The sequence below is a fragment of the Pseudomonas sp. PDM04 genome (assembly GCF_014851765.1).
Lineage (GTDB): Bacteria > Pseudomonadota > Gammaproteobacteria > Pseudomonadales > Pseudomonadaceae > Aquipseudomonas.
This window is the reverse complement of the sequence record NZ_JACVAI010000004.1, coordinates 364,831-384,194: the sequence shown is the minus strand read 5'-3', so window position 1 is coordinate 384,194 and position 19,364 is coordinate 364,831. Positions and strand designations below refer to the sequence as shown.

17 protein-coding genes are annotated in these 19,364 nt (G+C 61.4%); 10 read left to right on the top strand and 7 right to left on the bottom strand.

What is annotated here, in order from left to right; genetic code table 11:
- Positions 1-15: 15 nt before the first annotated feature.
- The gene (ppk1, locus tag IB249_RS17825) at positions 16-2,238 is read left to right on the top strand and encodes a polyphosphate kinase 1 (RefSeq protein WP_192307056.1); all 2,223 of its coding nucleotides are present in this window, start codon (positions 16-18) and stop codon (positions 2,236-2,238) included.
- A gap of 94 nt (positions 2,239-2,332) precedes the next feature.
- On the opposite strand, the gene ppx is transcribed toward ppk1, so the two are convergent.
- From ppx to IB249_RS17800, 5 genes are all read right to left on the bottom strand, one after another.
- Entirely contained in the window at positions 2,333-3,835 is a 1,503-nt protein-coding gene (ppx, locus tag IB249_RS17820; RefSeq protein WP_192307055.1) for an exopolyphosphatase, read from the bottom strand.
- Positions 3,836-4,061: 226 nt separating this feature from the next.
- Positions 4,062-4,799, bottom strand: a complete 738-nt coding sequence (locus IB249_RS17815) for an amino acid ABC transporter ATP-binding protein (protein ID WP_192307054.1) — start codon at positions 4,797-4,799, stop codon at positions 4,062-4,064.
- On the bottom strand, positions 4,786-5,436 hold the full coding sequence (locus IB249_RS17810; RefSeq protein WP_192307053.1) for an amino acid ABC transporter permease: 651 nt from the start codon (positions 5,434-5,436) through the stop codon (positions 4,786-4,788). The genes IB249_RS17815 and IB249_RS17810 overlap by 14 nt, the downstream gene beginning before the upstream one ends.
- The gene (locus IB249_RS17805; RefSeq protein WP_192307052.1) at positions 5,433-6,101 is read right to left on the bottom strand and encodes an amino acid ABC transporter permease; all 669 of its coding nucleotides are present in this window, start codon (positions 6,099-6,101) and stop codon (positions 5,433-5,435) included. The genes IB249_RS17810 and IB249_RS17805 overlap by 4 nt, the downstream gene beginning before the upstream one ends.
- A 21-nt stretch (positions 6,102-6,122) precedes the next feature.
- Complete coding sequence (locus IB249_RS17800) at positions 6,123-6,908, bottom strand: transporter substrate-binding domain-containing protein (RefSeq protein ID WP_192307051.1); 786 nt, start codon at positions 6,906-6,908, stop codon at positions 6,123-6,125.
- Positions 6,909-7,165: 257 nt separating this feature from the next.
- On the opposite strand from IB249_RS17800, the gene IB249_RS17795 reads away from it, so the two are divergent.
- From IB249_RS17795 to IB249_RS17765, 7 genes are all read left to right on the top strand, one after another.
- On the top strand, positions 7,166-7,873 hold the full coding sequence (locus tag IB249_RS17795; protein ID WP_192307050.1) for a FadR/GntR family transcriptional regulator: 708 nt from the start codon (positions 7,166-7,168) through the stop codon (positions 7,871-7,873).
- A 121-nt stretch (positions 7,874-7,994) separates the two neighbouring features.
- Entirely contained in the window at positions 7,995-8,324 is a 330-nt protein-coding gene (trxA, locus tag IB249_RS17790; protein ID WP_003206727.1) for a thioredoxin TrxA, read from the top strand.
- 246 nt (positions 8,325-8,570) lie between these two features.
- Positions 8,571-9,830, top strand: a complete 1,260-nt coding sequence (gene rho, locus IB249_RS17785) for a transcription termination factor Rho (protein WP_192307049.1) — start codon at positions 8,571-8,573, stop codon at positions 9,828-9,830.
- 140 nt (positions 9,831-9,970) lie between these two features.
- Complete coding sequence (locus IB249_RS17780; protein WP_192307048.1) at positions 9,971-11,926, top strand: acyltransferase family protein; 1,956 nt, start codon at positions 9,971-9,973, stop codon at positions 11,924-11,926.
- 80 nt (positions 11,927-12,006) lie between these two features.
- The gene (gene ubiD / locus IB249_RS17775; RefSeq protein ID WP_192307047.1) at positions 12,007-13,473 is read left to right on the top strand and encodes a 4-hydroxy-3-polyprenylbenzoate decarboxylase; all 1,467 of its coding nucleotides are present in this window, start codon (positions 12,007-12,009) and stop codon (positions 13,471-13,473) included.
- Positions 13,473-14,441 (top strand): CDP-6-deoxy-delta-3,4-glucoseen reductase, encoded by a 969-nt coding sequence (locus tag IB249_RS17770; RefSeq protein WP_192307046.1) that lies wholly within the window; start codon positions 13,473-13,475, stop codon positions 14,439-14,441. The genes ubiD and IB249_RS17770 overlap by 1 nt, the downstream gene beginning before the upstream one ends.
- Before the next feature lie 339 nt (positions 14,442-14,780).
- Entirely contained in the window at positions 14,781-15,449 is a 669-nt protein-coding gene (locus IB249_RS17765; RefSeq protein ID WP_192307045.1) for a gamma-glutamylcyclotransferase, read from the top strand.
- Here IB249_RS17765 and glpT read toward each other — a convergent pair.
- On the bottom strand, positions 15,425-16,774 hold the full coding sequence (glpT, locus tag IB249_RS17760; RefSeq protein ID WP_192307044.1) for a glycerol-3-phosphate transporter: 1,350 nt from the start codon (positions 16,772-16,774) through the stop codon (positions 15,425-15,427). The genes IB249_RS17765 and glpT overlap by 25 nt on opposite strands.
- Before the next feature lie 341 nt (positions 16,775-17,115).
- Between glpT and IB249_RS17755 the strand changes: the two genes are divergently transcribed.
- Entirely contained in the window at positions 17,116-17,712 is a 597-nt protein-coding gene (locus tag IB249_RS17755) for an energy transducer TonB (protein ID WP_225607080.1), read from the top strand.
- Between the two features lie 88 nt (positions 17,713-17,800).
- Here the strand turns inward: IB249_RS17755 and IB249_RS17750 are convergent, their stop codons facing one another.
- A complete protein-coding gene (locus IB249_RS17750; RefSeq protein ID WP_192307043.1) occupies positions 17,801-18,778 on the bottom strand; it encodes an NADPH:quinone oxidoreductase family protein in 978 nt (325 codons plus the stop codon).
- 150 nt (positions 18,779-18,928) lie between these two features.
- Between IB249_RS17750 and IB249_RS17745 the strand changes: the two genes are divergently transcribed.
- On the top strand, positions 18,929-19,336 hold the full coding sequence (locus tag IB249_RS17745; protein ID WP_192307042.1) for a flagellar basal body-associated protein FliL: 408 nt from the start codon (positions 18,929-18,931) through the stop codon (positions 19,334-19,336).
- The last annotated feature ends 28 nt before the right edge of the window (positions 19,337-19,364 follow it).

The following is a 19,364-nucleotide window of genomic DNA, read 5'->3' as shown; positions in this document are numbered from 1 at the left end:
TCCCAGGAACATTCCATGAATACCGAAGGACTCACTGAAGTTGCCGTAAACGAGGCTCTACCCGTGGTGGAGCAACTCGACGAGACCCCGCCGGAGCTGGAGCCTGCTCCCCCGGCGGTGGTGGCCGAGCCCGTTGTGGCGGCCCCGCCGATTGCCATTCCCGGCCTGGATGACAGCAGTCTGTACATCCACCGCGAACTCTCGCAACTGCAGTTCAACATCCGCGTGCTGGAACAGGCGCTGGACGAGTCCTATCCGTTGCTGGAGCGGCTGAAGTTCCTGTTGATCTTCTCCAGCAACCTGGACGAGTTCTTCGAAATTCGCGTAGCCGGCCTGAAGAAGCAGATTACCTTCGCCCGTGAGCAGGCGGGCGCCGACGGCCTGCAACCGCATCAGGCCCTGGCCCGGATCAGCGAGCTGGTACACGGTCACGTCGACCGCCAGTACGCGATCCTCAACGATATTCTGCTGCCGGAACTGGAAAAGCATCAGGTCCGCTTCATCCGTCGCCGTCACTGGACGACCAAGATCAAGACCTGGGTCCGCCGCTTCTTCCGCGACGAGATCGCCCCGATCATCACCCCGATCGGCCTCGACCCGACGCACCCGTTCCCGCTGCTGGTGAACAAGAGCCTGAACTTCATCGTCGAGCTGGAAGGCATCGATGCGTTCGGGCGCGATTCCGGTCTGGCGATCATCCCGGCCCCGCGCTTGCTGCCGCGGATCATCAAGGTGCCGGAAGAAGTCGGCGGCGCGGGCGACAACTACGTGTTCCTGTCGTCGATGATCCATGCGCACGCCGATGACCTGTTCCAGGGCATGAAGGTCAAGGGCTGCTATCAGTTCCGCCTGACCCGCAACGCCGACCTGGCGCTGGATTCCGAAGACGTGGAAGACCTGGCCCGCGCCCTGCGCGGCGAATTGTTCTCCCGTCGCTACGGTGACGCGGTGCGGCTGGAAGTGGCCGATACCTGCCCGAAACACCTGTCCGACTACCTGCTCAAGCAGTTCAACCTGAGCGAGACCGAGCTGTATCAGGTCAACGGTCCGGTGAACCTGACGCGCCTGTTCAGCATCACCGGCCTCGACAGCCAGCGCGAGCTGCAATACCTGCCGTTCACGCCGCAGATCCCGAAACTGCTGCAAAACAGCGAGAACATCTTCAGCGTGATCAGCAAGCAGGACATCCTGTTGCTGCACCCGTTCGAGTCGTTCACGCCGGTGGTCGACCTGCTGCGTCAGGCGGCGAAAGACCCCCACGTGCTCGCCGTGCGCCAGACCCTCTATCGCTCCGGCGCCAACTCCGAAATCGTCGATGCGCTGGTGGATGCCGCGCGTAACGGCAAGGAAGTCACGGCGGTGATCGAGTTGCGGGCGCGGTTCGATGAAGAGTCCAACCTGCAACTGGCCAGCCGCCTGCAAGCGGCCGGTGCGGTGGTGATCTACGGTGTGGTCGGCTTCAAGACTCACGCCAAGATGATGCTGATCCTGCGCCGCGAAGCCGGTGAGATCGTGCGTTATGCGCACTTGGGCACGGGTAACTACCACGCCGGCAACGCCCGCCTGTACACCGACTACAGCCTGCTGACCTCCGATGACGCCTTGTGCGAAGACGTCGGCAAATTGTTCAGCCAGCTGATTGGCATGGGCAAGACCCTGCGCATGAAGAAGTTGCTGCATGCGCCGTTCACGTTGAAGAAGGGCATGCTCGACATGATTGCCCGGGAGACGCAATTCGCCCTCGACGGCAAACCGGCGCACATCATCGCCAAGTTCAACTCGCTGACCGATCCGAAGATCATCCGCGCGCTGTACAAGGCCAGCCAGTCCGGTGTGCGTATCGACCTGGTGGTGCGTGGCATGTGCTGCCTGCGTCCGGGCATCGCCGGCGTCTCGCACAACATTCACGTGCGCTCGATCATCGGCCGCTTCCTGGAACACACCCGGATCTTCTACTTCCTCAATGGCGGTGAAGAGCAGATGTTCCTGTCCAGCGCCGACTGGATGGAACGCAACCTCGACAAGCGCGTCGAGACCTGCTTCCCGGTGGAAGGCAAGAAGCTGATCATGCGGGTCAAGAAAGAGCTGGAGTTGTACCTGACCGACAACACCCACAGCTGGAGCCTGCAGGCGGACGGTCGCTACATCCGCAACACGCCGACCGGCAACCAGAACCCGCGCAGTGCGCAGGCGACCCTGCTGGAGCGCTTGGGCAGTCCGATCCTGACGGTCACCTGACGCACCAGACCTTTGGCAGCGGGCATGCCCGCTTCCACAGGGTCTTGCTGGATCGCAGGTAAAAAAGGCCTTCCGAAGAAGGCCTTTTTCAGTATCAGCGAATGTTGAGGACGATATCCACCCGGGCCAGCCATTCCGCTTCGATCGCGAAGTCGGCCTGGGTCAGCTGGTTGTTGTCCAGCCAGTCTTGCGGGAACACCACTTCCAGGCTGTTGCCGTTGGCGTTCAGTTCCACCTGGGGCATCTGCTGGGTGCCGCGAATGTGGTGGAACAGGATCGCGAAGCGCAGCAGCACGCACAGGCGAATCAGCTTGATGCCTTCGTCGCCGAACTCGGCGAATTTGTCCTTGGGAATGTTGCGACGGTGGCCGCGTACCAGCAGGGCGAGCATTTGCTGGTCTTCACGGGAGAACCCGGCGAGGTCGGAGTGCTCGATCAGGTAGGCGCCATGCTTGTGGTAGTGGTAGTGCGCGATGTCCAGGCCCACCTCATGGACCTTGGCCGCCCAACCGAGCAGTTCGCGCCAGACACCGTCTTCCAGGTCCCAGTCGCTGGCCACCTGATCGAAGGCATGCAAGGCCTTGCGCTCGACCCGGGCAGCCTGCTCCAGGTCGACGTGGTAGCGCTCCATCAGCGAGGTCAGCGTGCGCTCGCGCACGTCTTCATGGTGATGGCGACCCAGCAGGTCATACAGCACGCCTTCGCGCAGGGCACCTTCACAGTGGTCCATGCGCTGCAGTTCAAGGGCATCGAAGATGGCTTCGAGAATCGCCAGGCCGGCCGGGAAAATCGCCCGGCGGTCAGGCTTGATGCCTTCGAAGTCGATCTTATCGACGTCGCCCAGCTTGAACAGTTTGCGTTTGAGCCAGGCCAGGCCTTCGGCATTCACCTCGCCGGTGCCGTGGCCGCCGGCCTTCAAGGCCAGGCCGATGGCCCGAATGGTGCCCGAGGAGCCGATCGCTTCATCCCAGGTCAGGCGGTGCAGGGCGTGCTCGATGCTCATGATCTCCAGCCGCGCCGCCGTGTACGCCTGGGCGTAGCGGGCCGGAGTGACCTTGCCGTCCTTGAAGTAACGCTGGGTGAAGCTGACGCAGCCCATCTGCAGGCTTTCGCGCAGCAGCGGTTCGAAGCGCTGGCCAATGATGAATTCGGTGCTGCCGCCGCCGATGTCGGCCACCAGGCGCTTGCCCGGGGTGTCGGCGAGCGTGTGGGAGACGCCGAGGTAGATCAGGCGGGCTTCTTCACGGCCGGAGATCACTTCCACCGGGTGGCCGAGGATGTCTTCGGCGCGGCGGATGAATTCCGCCCGGTTGCGCGCTTCACGCAGGGCGTTGGTGCCGACGATCCGCACCGCGCCCAACGGCATACCGTTGATCAGTTGGGCAAAACGCTTCAGGCAATCGAGCCCGCGTTGCATGGATTCTTCGCTGAGACGGCGCTCTTCGTCGATGCCGGCTGCCAGTTGAACCTTCTCTCCCAGGCGTTCGAGAATACGGATTTCGCCGTTCTGGGCCTTGGCCACGACCATGTGGAAGCTGTTGGAGCCCAGGTCGATTGCGGCGATCAGGGACAGGTTCTTGGCTTGGGATTGCGGCATGGTCAGGGGGTCTCGGTCGATAACCCTGACATCGTGCCACGATCAAAGGCTGACGCCAACGCACAGTGTTCAAAGCCTTGATCCGGCGCATTGAAAGTTGGCGAGCGCGGGTGGGCTGGCTGGCTCCCGCAGGGTTTGCATGTCGCCACCGATCCTGTGTACGACGCAGAACCACGGTGGGAGCGAGCCTGCTCGCGATGAGGGCATCACAGGCGCAGCAGAACGGTCAGCCTGCCGCTTCGGTGGTGCCGATGAAGTTCGCCAGCTCGGCCGTCCGTGGATGGGCGAACAGCTCTTTGGGATCTCCCACTTCATGCACCTTGCCCTGGTGCATGAACACCAGCTTGTCCCCCACTTCCCGGGCAAAGCGCATTTCATGGGTGACCATGATCAGCGTCATTCCGTCCCTGGCCAGTTGCCGGACCACGCTCAGCACTTCGTTGACCAGCTCCGGGTCCAGGGCGGACGTGATTTCGTCGCACAGCAACACCTTGGGCGACATCGCCAGGGCCCGGGCGATCGCCACGCGCTGCTGTTGTCCTCCGGACAGGCGATCCGGGAAGGCATCGAATTTCTCCCCCAGCCCGACCCGCCCCAGCATCTCCCGCGCCAGCTCCGCCGCCCGGGCCTTGGGCACTTTCTGTACCACCTGCGGCGCGAGCATGACGTTCTCGCCTACCGTCAGGTGCGGGAACAGGTTGAACTGCTGGAACACCATCCCGACTTTCTGGCGCAGGCTGCGCAGGTCGGCGCGGGCGGAGTCGAGGTATTCACCGTCGACCTCGATCACGCCGTCGTTGATCGACTCCAGCCCGTTCAGCGTGCGCAGCAAGGTCGACTTGCCCGAGCCACTGCGGCCGATGATCGCCACGACCTGGCCTTCCTCGACGCTCAGGTCGATGCCTTTGAGCACATGGTGATCGCCGTAGTATTTATGCAAGGCGGAAATTCTAAGCAGAGGCATGCAGTCTCCTTTCCAGATAGCGCGCACTGAGAGACAAGGGGTAGCAGAGCAGGAAGTAACCGAGGGCGACCAGGCCGTAGACCATGAACGGTTCGAAGGTCGCATTGGCGAGCATGCCGCCGGTCTTGGTCAGTTCGGTAAAGCCGATGATCGAGGTGACGGCGGTGCCTTTGACCACTTGCACCGAGAAGCCCACGGTCGGCGCAATGGCGATGCGCAACGCTTGCGGCAGGATCACGTAGCGCAGTTGCTCCAGCGGGTTGAGCGCCAGGCTCGACGAGGCTTCCCATTGACCGTGCGGGATCGATTCGACGCAGCCGCGCCAGATCTCCGCCAGGTAGGCGCTGGTGAACAGCGTCAGGGCAATCGCCGCGGCCATCCACGGCGAAATTTCCACCCCGGCCAGCGCCACGCCGAAGAACACCAGGAACAGCTGCATCAACAGCGGTGTGCCCTGGAACAGTTCGATGTAGGTGCGGGCAAGGCTGCGCGGCAGGGGCTTGCTGGAAATGCGCATGACCATGATCAGCAGGCCGATCAAGCCGCCGCCGACGAACGCTACCAGCGACAGCGCCAGTGTCCATTGCAGCCCCGTGAGCAGGTTGCGCACGATGTCCCAGAAAGTGAAATCGCTCATCGGCTGTTCCTTGCAATGTATCGATGGCCGATCCAGTTCAGCAGCTGGCGTATCAGCAACGCCATGCACAGGTACAGCAACGTGGTCAGGGCGTAGGTCTCAAAGGCGCGGAAGTTGCGCGATTGAATGAAGTTGGCGGCGAAGCTCAGCTCTTCGGTGGCGATTTGCGAACAGACCGCCGAGCCGAGCATGACGATGATGATCTGGCTGCTCAACGCCGGCCAGACCTTGGCCAGCGCCGGCAGCAGGATCACATGGCGAAAGGCTTCGAGCCGGGTCATCGCCAGCGCGGCGGCGGCTTCCAGTTGCCCACGGGGGATCGCCTGGATCCCGGCGCGGATGATTTCCGTGGAATAGGCGCCGAGGTTGATCACCATCGCCAGGACCGCTGCCTGCCACTCGGAAATCTGCAGGCCCAGGGACGGCAGGCCGAAGAAGATGAAAAACAGCTGCACCAGAAACGGCGTGTTGCGGATCAGCTCGACGTAGACCCCGAAGATCGCCGAGAACGGGCGGATGTTCCACGCCCGCACCAGTGCCCCGACGATACCCACGCCGACGCCCAGCACGGCGCCGATGGCGGTCAATTCCAGGGTGAACAACGCTCCGCGCAGCAGCAGGTCGGTGTTTTGCACCACCGGCATGAAATCGAACTGATAGGCCATATCAACTCTCCCGGGCGCCGATCAGAGATCGGCCGGCAGCGGCTCTTTCAGCCAGGTCTGGGCATTCTTCTCCAGCGCGCCGTCGGTCTTGGCGGTGGCGAGGATCTGATTGACCTTGCCCAGCAGGGCCGGCTCGTTCTTGTTGACGCCGACGTAGACCGGCGAATCCTTGAGCTTCACCTTCAGGGCGGGCACGCGTTTCGGGTTTTTTTCGCTGATCGCGACCATGACCACGTTGCCGCTGGCGATCAGGTCAACCTGGCCGGCCAGGTAGGCGGCGATGGTCGAGTTGTTATCCTCGAAGCGCTTGATGGTCACGCCTTCGGGCGCCACCTTGCTCAGCTCGATGTCTTCGATGGCGCCACGGGTGACGCTGACGGTCTTGCCTTTGAGGTCGTCCAGGCTCTTGATGTCGGCCTCGGGTGGGCCGAACACCGCCAGGTAGAAGGGCGCATAGGCGCTGGAGAAATCGATGACCTTCTCGCGCTCGGGGTTCTTGCCGAGGCTGGAGATCACCAGGTCGACCTTGCCGGTGGTCAGGAACGGGATGCGGTTGGTGCTGTTGACCGGCGTGAGTTCAAGTTTGACCTTGAGCTGGTCGGCCAGCAGTTTTGCGGTGTCGATGTCCAGCCCGCGTGGCTTCATGTCCGGACCCACCGAGCCGAACGGCGGGAAGTCCTGGGGCACGGCGACTTTGAGCACGCCGCGCTTGACCACATCTTCCAGGCCGTCGGCGTGGGCGGGTGCCTGGCTCAGCATCAGGCTGGCAAACAGAGAAGCGAGGAGGGCGCTGTAACGCAGGGTCATGGCAAATCTCCGAATCGGCGAGAAAAGAATTCTGCGAATCGACAGAGCACGGGGCATGCCAACATTGGTTCATCGTCGTTCAACAGCACGTGTTTGCTGGGGTTGATCGGTCTTACTGGTCTGAACAGTTGGGCAATTTTTCGCACCCTCATGGCGCAGCGTGGCGCGCGCCCGAACCCCCATGGGGCATGACTTGCCGGGCGTTGCGAATAGCTTTACAACTAGGCGCTCATTCGTCTTTTTCTCTAGAAATAGCCATGAATTCGATTTCCCGAGCCGTGCCCGAAGTGGCGTTGCAAGCCATCCGCAAGTTGATCAGTGAACAGGGTTTCGGGCCGGGTGATGCCTTGCCCTCGCAACGGGACCTGGCCGTGCGCCTGGGGGTCAGTCGGGCGTCGTTGCGCGAGGCCCTGTCGTCGCTGAGCGCACTCGGCGTGATCAGCGTTCAACCCGGCAAAGGCGTGTTCGTGCAGGCACCGGTGGACTTGCCCGGGGCCGAGGCCGCACCGGGATGGCCGTTTGCGGCCCAGGCGTCGCCCCTGGATATTTTTCAGTTGCGCTATGCCCTCGAAGGTTTCGCCGCCGGGCTGGCGGCCGTGACGTTGAGCATCGATGAGCTGGATGCGCTGCAGGACAACGTGGCCGCCATGCGCAACGAGCTGAAGGCCGGGGATTTCGACGCAGCCGCTCGGCTGGACTTCGAGTTTCACCGGCGAATCCTGCTCGCCAGCGGCAATCAGGCGATGCTGAGCATTCTCAGCGCCAGTGCCGAGCTGTTCCTGGAAAGCCAGAAGCTACCGTTCATCCGGGCGGAGCGCGCCATGGAAACCTGGCAGGAGCACCGTAAAATCCTCCGGGCGCTGGCCAGGCGCTCATCCGGCGCGGCGCAAAAAGCGATGCACGAGCATGTGCGTAACGCCGCCCTGCGCACCGGGATTGCCTTCGTTGCTCCCGCCACGGCTTGACTTGAGCTATACCCAAACTCATGCAGCACCATAGCGAGACTCAATCATCTGCGGCTTCCTGAACGAGGGAAGGGCGGCTATGATGGGCCACGTTTTTTTGCTTACAACCCTGGAGAATTCCATGAGCAGCGATCTTATCAAACACGTTAGCGACGCTAGCTTCGAGGCCGACGTACTCAAGGCCGAAGGCGCTGTACTGGTCGACTACTGGGCTGAATGGTGCGGCCCTTGCAAAATGATCGCTCCGGTTCTGGACGAGATTGCCGAGACGTACAAAGGCAAGCTGACCGTTGCCAAACTGAACATCGACGAAAACCAGGAAACCCCGGCCAAGCACGGCGTGCGTGGTATTCCGACCCTGATGCTGTTCAAGAACGGCAACGTTGAAGCGACCAAGGTCGGCGCGCTGTCGAAGTCGCAACTGGCTGCTTTCCTCGACGCCAACATCTGAGTGTCGGTGTAGAGTGTCCCTGAAAGGCCCCGCATATTGCGGGGCTTTTTCGTTGTAGAGGGCTAGACGCTCCGAAACTCAGGTGGTACATTCGGCCCCGCACTGGTTTCTCCACTGCCCCCTGCTAGCCGTCGCCGACGCACTCCTTTCGAACAAGTACGCGATCCTGTCGCCTTCTCCGCGGCGCGGCCTCATTAAGCCAAAAGCTTAATTTCCCCCCTCCATAAATGATTACGTCATTCCTATATGAATCTGACTGAACTCAAGCAAAAGCCGATTACCGAACTGCTCGAATTGGCCGAACAGATGGGCATAGAAAATATGGCCCGTTCGCGCAAGCAGGACGTGATTTTCTCCCTGCTCAAGAAGCACGCGAAGAGCGGCGAGGAAATCTCCGGTGATGGCGTGCTGGAGATTCTCCAGGACGGCTTCGGCTTCCTGCGCTCCGCTGACTCTTCCTACCTGGCCGGCCCGGACGATATCTATGTCTCGCCAAGCCAGATCCGCCGTTTCAACTTGCGCACCGGTGACACCATCGTTGGCAAGATCCGCCCTCCGAAGGAAGGCGAGCGTTATTTCGCGCTGCTCAAGGTCGATACGATCAACTTCGACCGTCCGGAAAACGCGAAAAACAAGATTCTCTTCGAGAACCTGACCCCGCTGTTCCCGACCGTGCGCATGAAGATGGAAGCCGGTAACGGTTCCACAGAAGACCTGACGGGTCGTGTCATCGACCTGTGCGCCCCGATTGGTAAAGGCCAGCGCGGTCTGATCGTTGCACCGCCGAAAGCGGGCAAGACGATCATGCTGCAGAACATCGCCGCGAACATCGCGCGTAACAACCCTGAAGTTCATCTGATCGTGCTGCTGATCGACGAACGTCCGGAAGAAGTGACCGAAATGCAGCGCACCGTGCGCGGCGAAGTGGTCGCCTCGACGTTCGACGAGCCACCGACCCGTCACGTGCAGGTGGCCGAGATGGTGATCGAGAAGGCCAAGCGCCTGGTCGAGCACAAGAAGGACGTGGTGATCCTGCTCGACTCCATCACCCGTCTGGCACGCGCCTACAACACCGTGATCCCGAGCTCCGGCAAGGTACTGACCGGTGGTGTCGATGCCCACGCCCTGGAAAAACCGAAGCGTTTCTTCGGTGCCGCGCGGAACATCGAGGAAGGCGGCTCGCTGACCATCATCGCCACCGCACTGGTTGAAACCGGTTCGAAGATGGACGAAGTGATCTACGAGGAATTCAAGGGCACGGGCAACATGGAGCTGCCGCTGGATCGCCGCATCGCTGAAAAACGCGTGTTCCCGGCCATCAACATCAACCGTTCCGGCACCCGCCGCGAAGAGTTGCTGACCGCCGACGACGAGTTGCAGCGCATGTGGATCCTGCGCAAGCTGTTGCACCCGATGGACGAAATCGCCGCGATCGAGTTCCTGGTCGACAAGCTGAAAACGACCAAGACCAACGACGAGTTCTTCCTGTCGATGAAGCGCAAGTAACACGCAGTACGCTTCAACAAAAAGCGCCCCGGACGGGGCGTTTTTTTTGGCTTCTGATATTTTGTATCTGAATTGATAACTTTCGCGATGACACGATGTCATTTGCGAACAAGTTGGTATCGGATACGACAAGGGACGTAATGCACACATTTGGTAATCGCCGCGATATCGACGGCCTGCGGGCACTGGCCGTCATTCCAGTCGTACTCTTCCACTTTGGCTTCAGCACCTTCAGCGGCGGCTTTGTCGGCGTCGATGTGTTCTTTGTCATTTCCGGCTTCCTGATCACCAGCATCCTGTTCCGCGAAATCGGCGCGCAGCGTTTCAGCTTCGTCGATTTCTGGGCCCGGCGTGCGCGGCGCATCATTCCGGCACTCAGCGTGGTGATGCTGGCTACGTTGGCGCTGGGCTGGTTGCTGCTGACGGCCAAAGACTTTTCCGAGTTGGGCAGGACGGTGCGTTATCAGTCGCTGTTCATCTCAAACATCCTGTTCATGCGCGAAGACGGCTACTTCGCGCCCGCGTCCGATCTGAAACCGTTGCTGCACACGTGGTCGCTGGCCGTTGAAGAGCAGTACTACATCTTCTTCCCGCTGCTGATGGTGCTGTTGATGCGGCATATCCGGCATTGGCGCTGGGTGCTGTTCGCGGTGCTGTTGATCTCTTTCGGGCTGAACATCGCCTACATCGAGCGCAAGCCCGACGTGGCGTTCTTTTCGCTGCCCACCCGGGCCTGGGAATTGTTGTGCGGTGCAATGCTTGCGGTGTTGCCCGCGCGCAAACACGCGGTTCGGCCCTGGCTCTACCAGGCCGTGGGCGTGGCCGGGCTGGTGGCGGTCCTGGTGGCAGCGTTCACCTTTGATCGCGAGACGCTGTTCCCTGGCTGGGCGGCCTTGCTGCCGGTGCTCGGCGCCACCGCGCTGATCTGGTCGGGCGGGCAGGGTTCGACCTGGGCCGGTCGGCTGTTGAGCTTGCCGGTTTTCGTCTGGATCGGCTTGCTGTCCTATTCCCTGTATTTGTGGCACTGGCCGGTCTATGTCTACGCCAACGCCATTTCCGTCGACGGCATCCAGCCTTGGGAGGCGCTTGGCTGGATGCTGCTGGCGCTGGGCCTGGCCTGGTTGAGCTGGCGCTTCGTCGAGCTGCCGTTCCGTGAAAAACAGCTGCTGGGCGGGCGCAAGCCGGTGTTGGTGGCCGGGTTGCTGGCCATGGTGGCCCTGGCGGTGACCGGATCGGTGGTGCGTTCGGCAGGTGGCTTTCCCCAACGCCTGACCGGCAAGGCCCTGGAGTATGCCCAGGCTCGGGAGTGGCGGGCCGGGCAGATGAAATGCATGCTGGTGACCTCGGACAAGCAGGCGGACAAGGCTTGTCTGCTGGGCGAGAACCAGGAGGTGCCGGCGACCCAGCTGTTCTGGGGCGACAGCCACGCCGCCGCCTTGTTGCCGGCGATCAAAAACGGTGCGGCCCGTGAGGGGCGCCCGGTGTGGCTGTACAGCATGAGTGCCTGTCCACCGATCCAGAGCGATGACCCCCGGCAGAAATGCAGGGATTTCAACGAACACACCATGGACCAGGTCCGTCGCCTGGGGATCAAGGATGTGGTGCTGGCGTCCAACTGGAGCCTCTACGTGTACGGCCGCGAGGACGGCGACAGGAAAGTCCTGCTCAACGAACATGACGATACGGCCCAGGCCGAAGCACGCATGGCAGCTGCGCTCAAGGCCCGGGTGGCCTCGATCAGGGCGACGGGCGCACAGGTCTGGCTGTTCAAGGAAGTGCCACTGCAACGCAAGGGCGCCGTCAGCCGTCTGACCAGCCTTGCCCGGGTCGGGCGCTCGGCCGAAGGCTTGGGGCGTCCGCTCGAGGAACATCTGGCGCGCCAGCATTTCCTCAGCCATTTGTTCGACTCGATAAGTGCCGCCGACCCTGGCGTGCATGTGATCGATCCGGCGCCGCTGATGTGCGCGGACCAGGTCTGTAGCATCGAGGTGAACGGCCATTCGCAGTACAAGGACGAAGATCACTTGTCGGACGCTGGCAGCGCGCGCTTGAGCCCGTTGTTTGCGCCGCTGCTGATGGGCGCGACGGGCAATTGATGGCGGCAATGCGCTGACAGGCTGCTGTTCGGGCGTCAGAGCAGGTAGGATGTACGCCTATTTTCGGGGTGGCATCGTCAATGAAATTCAAGGATCTTCGGGATTTCGTGCAGCAACTTGAGCAGCGCGGAGAGTTGAAACGCATCCAGATTCCCATCTCTCCTGTGCTGGAGATGACGGAAGTCTGCGACCGCACGCTGCGGGCCAAAGGCCCGGCGTTGCTGTTCGAGAAGCCCACCGGCTACGACATTCCGGTGCTCGGCAACCTGTTTGGCACCCCGGAACGGGTCGCCATGGGCATGGGCGCGGAATCGGTCAGCGAGCTGCGCGAGATTGGCAAGCTGCTGGCGTTCCTCAAAGAGCCTGAGCCACCCAAGGGCCTCAAAGACGCCTGGTCGAAGCTGCCGATCTTCCGCAAGATCATTTCGATGGCGCCCAAGGTCGTCAAGGACGCGGTCTGCCAGGAAGTGATCATCGAGGGCGATGACGTCGACCTCGCCATGCTGCCGGTGCAAACCTGCTGGCCCGGCGATGTCGGCCCGCTGATTACCTGGGGGCTGACCGTCACCAAGGGGCCGAACAAGGATCGCCAGAACCTCGGCATCTATCGTCAGCAAGTGATTGGCCGCAACAAGGTCATCATGCGCTGGTTGAGCCATCGCGGCGGCGCGCTGGATTACCGTGAGTGGTGCGAGAAGCACCCTGGCCAGCCGTTCCCGGTGTCCGTGGCGTTGGGTGCCGACCCGGCGACCATTCTCGGCGCGGTGACGCCGGTGCCGGACAGCCTCTCCGAATATGCCTTTGCCGGTTTGCTGCGCGGCAATCGCACCGAGCTGGTGAAATGCCGTGGCAACGACCTGCAGGTGCCGGCCACCGCCGAGATCATCCTCGAAGGCGTGATCCATCCGGGCGAAATGGCCGATGAGGGACCGTATGGCGACCACACCGGCTATTACAACGAAGTCGACAGCTTTCCGGTGTTCACCGTCGAGCGCATCACCCACCGGATCAAGCCGATCTACCACAGCACCTACACTGGCCGTCCACCGGATGAACCGGCGATCCTCGGCGTGGCCCTGAACGAAGTGTTCGTGCCGATCCTGCAGAAGCAATTCCCGGAGATCACCGACTTCTACCTGCCGCCCGAGGGCTGCTCGTACCGCATGGCCGTCGTGACCATGAAGAAGTCCTATCCCGGTCACGCCAAGCGGGTAATGCTCGGTGTCTGGTCGTTTTTGCGACAGTTCATGTACACCAAGTTCGTTATCGTCACCGACGACGATATCAATGCGCGTGACTGGAACGACGTGATCTGGGCCATCACCACGCGCATGGACCCCAAGCGCGATACGGTGATGATCGACAACACGCCGATCGACTACCTCGACTTTGCTTCGCCGGTGTCCGGCCTGGGCTCGAAAATGGGTCTGGATGCCACCCATAAATGGCCGGGCGAAACCACCCGCGAGTGGGGACGGGTCATCGTCAAGGACGATGCCGTCACCCAACGGATCGATGCCCTCTGGAATCAGTTAGGAATAGATTGATGCGTGTAACCTTGCAGCCCTCCGGAGCGGTGCTAGAGATACTGCCCGGCGAGCGGATTCTCGACGGCGCGCGGCGTCTGGGCTATGACTGCCCGCAGAGTTGCCGCAACGGCAATTGCCACGTGTGCGCCGCCTTGTTGGTGGAAGGACGGGTCGAGCAGGCCGGCGCTGTGCGAGACCATGGCGAGTTCTACACTTGCATAGCAGAGCCGCTGGAAGACTGCATCGTGCTGTGGGATGGCGTGCTTGCGCTGGGAGAGTTGCCGGTGCGCAACTTGTCGTGTCAGGTCATCGAGTGCAGAAACGTCGGCGGCGATACCTGGCGCGTGAGCCTGCGAGCGCCGGCCGGCAAGCCGCCTCGCTATCATGCCGGGCAATACCTGATGATCGAACGTGAAGACGGCGAGAAATCCGCCTTCTCCCTGGCTTCGGCCCCTCATTCAGGACGCGATCTGCAAATACATGTGCTGGCGCGCGAAGGCAGTGCGCGCAGCCTGATCGAGCAGCTTCAACGCAACACGATGGTGCGCATTGAAATGCCGTTCGGCGACACGCACCTGGCGGAGTTGCCCGACGTTCCGTTGGTGCTGATTGCCGCAGGCACCGGTATGGGCCAGATCCACAGCCTGCTCGAACATTGCCGGGCCACGGGTTTCAAGCACCCGGTGCACCTGTATTGGGGGGTTCGTCGTCCCGAAGAGTTTTATGAAATCGAGCATTGGGACGAATGGCTGAAACTGCCCAACCTGTTCCTGCATAAAGTCGTCAGCGATCAATGTGGCTGGGAGGGACGTTGCGGCATGCTGCACCAGGCGGTGTGCGAGGACTTCCCGGACCTGAACGCCTTGCACGTCTACGCCAGCGGCTCGCCGGCCATGGTCTACGGCACCCTGGATGCGTTGGTCGAGGCCGGCATGGACGCCCACCAGATGCGCGCCGACGTGTTTGCCTATGCGCCTCGCTCTTGAGCCTCGACCACCTGTCGGAGCGAGCCTGCTCGCGATGAGGGCCGATTCCCCGTTGACGTTCTGACGCCCCGCGTTCTCGTCGACAACCCTCGCGAGCAGGCTCGCTCGCACAGGAGTCGGATGTCTTCATCCGAGTCGCGTGGCAGGTTATAACTGCCTATATAGCCGATCGATATTTATAAAATCTTATAAATGTCGGTAGGTTATATCTCATTCAAGTGATTAATTAAGATGTGCACCAAGGCACTTAAATTGCTTGGAAACATATGTGCCTTATTGTTACAGCGGTGCGTTCTATTTAGTAATTCATTATTCGCGGGGAGCTGAACGCTATTCGCCATGAGCGCCATTGAATCTGCTTTTCTGAACCTGGCTTATCCTCCGCGGCTCGACCTGGGGCCGCAGCACACGCACGAACAATTGCTCAGCTCGATGCAGGCGACCATGGCGCGCCACAAGGGCGGGCCGGTCTGGTTGTTTGCCTATGGCTCGCTGATCTGGCGTCCTGAATGCGCGGCGGTCGAACGGGTTCGCGGTCGCGTGCATGGCTACCATCGCGGGTTGTACCTGTGGTCCCACGAGCATCGTGGCACACCGGAAGTCCCGGGGCTGGTGTTTGGCCTGGATCGCGGCGGCTCTTGCAGCGGCTTTGCCTATCGTTTGCCGGAAGACCAGCTCGAAGCGTCGCTCTATGCCTTGTGGCAGCGTGAAATGCCATTCCCGTCCTATCGGCCACATTGGCTCAACTGCCGTCTCGAAGATGGCAGCCAGGTTCAGGCGTTGGGATTTGTACTGGAGCGACACCTGCCCAGCTATGCCGGCAACCTGCCGGATCACGTGCTCAGCCATGTGTTCGAAAACGCTTGTGGGCGCTATGGCACGACTCGCGATTATGTCGAGCAGACCGCCAGCGCCCTGCGTAGCCACGCCATGCCAGACCGGAATCTGGAGGCGCGGCTCAAGCGTTGCAGATCAAAGGTTGATCAGGCGGTAGCTTCGCGGGTCTGACTGGCAGCCTGCTTGTGCCACAGGGTGGGCGCAAGGAAGGCCATCGCCAGCAGGCATGCACCGATCAGCAAGACAAAACCGCCGTCCCAGCCAAAATGGTCCACGGTGTAGCCCATGGCCGCACTGGCCGCGACCGAACCGCCCAGGTAACCGAACAGGCCGGTGAAGCCTGCAGCGGTGCCGGCCGCCTTCTTCGGTGCCAGTTCCAGCGCCTGCAGGCCGATCAGCATCACCGGGCCATAGATCAGGAAGCCAATGGAAACCAGGGCGATCATGTCGACGGTCGGGTTGCCGGCCGGGTTGAGCCAGTAGACCAGTGTCGCCACGGTGACCAGGGCCATGAACACCATGCCGGTCAGGCCACGGTTGCCACGGAAGATCTTGTCCGACATCCAGCCGCACAACAATGTCCCGGGAATGCCGGCCCACTCGTAGAAGAAATACGCCCACGAAGACTTGTCCACGGTGAAGCCCTTGGCTTCCTTGAGGTAGGTCGGTGCCCAGTCCAGCACGCCGTAGCGCAGCAGGTAGACGAAGACGTTGGCCAGGGCGATGTACCAGAGCATCTTGTTGCGCAGCACGTATTTGACGAAGATTTCCTTCGCGCTGAATTCCTTCTCGTGGCTGGCGTCGTAGCCTTCCGGGTAATCGTTCTTGTACTTCTCGATCGGTGGCAGACCGACCGATTGCGGGGTATCGCGCATCACCACGAAAGCAAACACGGCAACCGCCAGGGCCACGGCCGCCGGCACGTAGAACGCCGCGTGCCAGTCATTGAACAGGCCCATGCCCAGCAGGAACAGCGGGCCGATCAGGCCGCCGCCAACGTTGTGCGCCACGTTCCACAGCGACACCACGCCACCACGTTCCTTCTGCGACCACCAGTGCACCATGGTCCGGCCACTCGGCGGCCAACCCATGCCCTGGGCCCAGCCGTTGATAAACAGCAGGACGAACATGATGGTGACACTGGACGTGGCCCAGTGGGCGAAGCCGAAGATGAACATCACGGCGGCCGATACGAGCAGGCCGAAGGGCAGGAAGTAACGCGGGTTGGAGCGGTCTGAGACGATGCCCATGAGGAACTTGGACAGGCCATAGGCGATGGCAATCGCCGACAGTGCCACGCCCAGCTCTCCGCGGGTGTAACCCTCTTCGATCAGGTAGGGCATGGCCAGGGAAAAGTTTTTGCGCAGCAGGTAGTAGCCCGCGTAGCCGATGAAGATACCGGCGAATATCTGCCAGCGAAGGCGTCGGTAGGTGCTGTCTATTTTTTCTTCAGGCAATGGAGCCTGATGCGAAGCAGGGCGAAAGAAGGCAAACATTCAGAAGCTCCAGTTTTCTTGTTTTGACCGCGAATGCGAATGTTACAGTTTCATTACCGAAAATAGCACCTGTTCGCACGACCAAACAGCGGAAAATGTTCGACATCGCACATTCCTTTACGAACATGTCGCCTCCGCTCAAAAACTGTCTTTGTAGGAATTGCCGCTTCGCGCTCATTGACCACGCGGTCCCGAGCGCAATAGGGCAGGGCTTTGGGAAATGTCCTGCGCTCGAACAGGAAGCTGTCACGTTATGTGAAAAAACGCCGGCCCGTACCCTTTGCAGCGTTGCCAGATCTGGCTTTTGCGTCGCGAGGGGAATGAGTATGCGCTGGTGTGTGATGTTGCTTTTATGCGTAGTGTTCAGCGGTGCCCGGGCCGCAGAGGTGTTCCTGATTCCGGCAGACAACCCCAGGCCTTCGTACCCCAGGTCGCTTTACCTGGCAGGCGTAGAGGGTGAAGTCCGGGTCAGCATGGTCGTGCATGCCGATGGGTCGGTCAGCCAGCCTTCCGCGTCCAAAGGTGCTCAGCCGGAGCTGGCCGAGGCCGCACTGGACGCCATCCGGCAATGGCGATTCCAGCCCTGGGAAGTCAGCAGTGAACGCCCGGCGCAAATCGACGTTGTCGCCCCCATGGTGTTCAGGCTGGGGGATACGCCCCTTCATGCCAACGAAACCATCAAGAAAGTGCGGTGCTCGGACCTTAGCCACGCGGCAAAAAACTACGCGGATTTTTCATGGGTCGAGTTACCCTTTTTCCACTGGACCCGCAGTTACCTGACCCACTCCCTTTCGCCCATGCAGCTGCCGAATGACAGGCGCCTGGCGCTGATCGCCAAACTCAACCGGGACGCACCCACCATCATCCGACGCTGCAATTCGCACCCCTCGAGCCGCGCCGTGCGGTTTTTCCCGAGGGAAGTTCGTGAATTGCTGTAACGGCGGGAAGTTCGGCCGAGGGCTTGTGCAGTAAAAAGGCCAGAACAACCCAACCCGTTGTCCCGGCCTTCTTTACATCAACCGCGCCTCAGCGAACCTGCACCACCACCTTCCCCACCGCCTTGCGCTGGCCCAGATCATTGATCGCCTGCGCCGTATCGCTCAGCGGGTAGACCTGCGACACCAGCGGCTTCAGCTTGCCTTCGGCGTACCAGCCAAACAGCTGCTGGAAGTTGGCAGCGTTGTCCTGGGGCTGGCGCTGGGCGAAGGAGCCCCAGAACACGCCGACCACCGCCGCACCCTTGAGCAGGGCGAGGTTCACCGGCAGTTCGGGGATGCGGCCACTGGCGAAACCGACCACCAGCAACCGGCCGTTCCAGGCGATGGCGCGGACGGCCTGGTCGAACAGGTCGCCGCCGACCGGGTCGTAGATGACGTCGGCGCCCTGGCCGTCGGTCAGGCGCTTGATCTCGTCCTTGAGGCTGGTTTCGCTGTAGTTGATCAGCTCATCGGCCCCGGCGGCCTTGGCGATCGCGAGTTTCTCGGCGCTGCTGGCCGCCGCGATCACCCGTGCACCCATGGCTTTGCCGATTTCCACGGCGGCCAGGCCGACACCACCGGAAGCGCCCAGCACCAGCAAGGTTTCACCAGGTTGCAGGTTGCCCCGTTGCTTGAGCGCGTGCATCGAGGTGCCGTAGGTCATGCTGAAACCGGCGGCGGTGTTGAAATCCATGGCGGGCGGGATCGGCAGCACGTTGTAGCCGGGCACTGCCACCTGCTCGGCGAAGCTGCCCCAACCGGTCAGGGCCATGACCCGGTCACCGATTTTCAGATGGCTGATCTTTTCCCCCACGGCGCTGACCACGCCGGCCGCTTCGCCGCCGGGGGAAAACGGGAAGGGCGGCTTGAACTGGTATTTGCCCTCGATGATCAGTGTGTCCGGGAAATTGACTGCGGCGGCATGCACGTCCAGCAGGATTTCATTCTTTTTCGCGACGGGGCTGGCGACGTCTTCCAGCACCAGCGATTCGGCAGGGCCGAAGGCTTTGCACAGCACGGCTTTCATCAGGGCTATTCCTTTGGGAGTGATGGCCGATAAGTGTAGGTGTGAGCGTCGACGGGTCAACGAGCATGCCCCGCCCTGATAGTCAGCCATAAGCTTGTACTTGCGCGGCGGGTCGTTATGCTAGGCCGCAAACCGGATAAGGAGCGAATTGTGAAAGCGTGGATCATGTTGTTGCTGGCCCTGTCTCTGCCTGTGGCAGCCGTGGCTGAAGAAGCGAAAGAAGGCGAGGCGCCGAAGGTCAATTACATCACCCTGAGCCCGCCGTTCGTGGGTAACTATGGTCTCGATGGTTCGCCGAAACTCAAGGTCTACAAGGCGGATGTGGCGTTACGGGTGTCTGGCGAAGAATCAACCAAGCTGGTCAAGGCCAACGAACCGTTCATCCGCAATCAGCTGGTGGCGCTGTTTGCCCAGCAGACCACCGAGACGATGAACAACCTCGAAGCCAAGGAGAAGCTGCGTCAGGAAGCCTTGAAACTGACCCAGCAGATCATGAACGACGAAACCGGCAAGCCGGTGGTCGAGGACCTGTTGTTCAACAACCTGATCATCCAGTAGGACCAAAGCTCTCGGCCTGAGGCCTGCG

What these genes read in the sequence shown, in the direction of transcription:
- IB249_RS17770 (WP_192307046.1), top strand. Translation starts at nt 13,473, where the DNA reads ATGCGTGTAACCTTGCAGCCCTCCGGAGCGGTGCTAGAGATACTGCCC.
- rho (WP_192307049.1), top strand. Translation starts at nt 8,571, where the DNA reads ATGAATCTGACTGAACTCAAGCAAAAGCCGATTACCGAACTGCTCGAA.
- ppk1 (WP_192307056.1), top strand. Translation starts at nt 16, where the DNA reads ATGAATACCGAAGGACTCACTGAAGTTGCCGTAAACGAGGCTCTACCC.
- IB249_RS17805 (WP_192307052.1), bottom strand. Translation starts at nt 6,101, where the DNA reads ATGGCCTATCAGTTCGATTTCATGCCGGTGGTGCAAAACACCGACCTG.
- IB249_RS17810 (WP_192307053.1), bottom strand. Translation starts at nt 5,436, where the DNA reads ATGAGCGATTTCACTTTCTGGGACATCGTGCGCAACCTGCTCACGGGG.
- IB249_RS17765 (WP_192307045.1), top strand. Translation starts at nt 14,781, where the DNA reads ATGAGCGCCATTGAATCTGCTTTTCTGAACCTGGCTTATCCTCCGCGG.
- IB249_RS17750 (WP_192307043.1), bottom strand. Translation starts at nt 18,778, where the DNA reads ATGAAAGCCGTGCTGTGCAAAGCCTTCGGCCCTGCCGAATCGCTGGTG.
- ubiD (WP_192307047.1), top strand. Translation starts at nt 12,007, where the DNA reads ATGAAATTCAAGGATCTTCGGGATTTCGTGCAGCAACTTGAGCAGCGC.
- trxA (WP_003206727.1), top strand. Translation starts at nt 7,995, where the DNA reads ATGAGCAGCGATCTTATCAAACACGTTAGCGACGCTAGCTTCGAGGCC.
- IB249_RS17815 (WP_192307054.1), bottom strand. Translation starts at nt 4,799, where the DNA reads ATGCCTCTGCTTAGAATTTCCGCCTTGCATAAATACTACGGCGATCAC.
- IB249_RS17780 (WP_192307048.1), top strand. Translation starts at nt 9,971, where the DNA reads ATGCACACATTTGGTAATCGCCGCGATATCGACGGCCTGCGGGCACTG.
- glpT (WP_192307044.1), bottom strand. Translation starts at nt 16,774, where the DNA reads ATGTTTGCCTTCTTTCGCCCTGCTTCGCATCAGGCTCCATTGCCTGAA.
- IB249_RS17795 (WP_192307050.1), top strand. Translation starts at nt 7,166, where the DNA reads ATGAATTCGATTTCCCGAGCCGTGCCCGAAGTGGCGTTGCAAGCCATC.
- IB249_RS17755 (WP_225607080.1), top strand. Translation starts at nt 17,116, where the DNA reads ATGTTGCTTTTATGCGTAGTGTTCAGCGGTGCCCGGGCCGCAGAGGTG.
- IB249_RS17800 (WP_192307051.1), bottom strand. Translation starts at nt 6,908, where the DNA reads ATGACCCTGCGTTACAGCGCCCTCCTCGCTTCTCTGTTTGCCAGCCTG.
- ppx (WP_192307055.1), bottom strand. Translation starts at nt 3,835, where the DNA reads ATGCCGCAATCCCAAGCCAAGAACCTGTCCCTGATCGCCGCAATCGAC.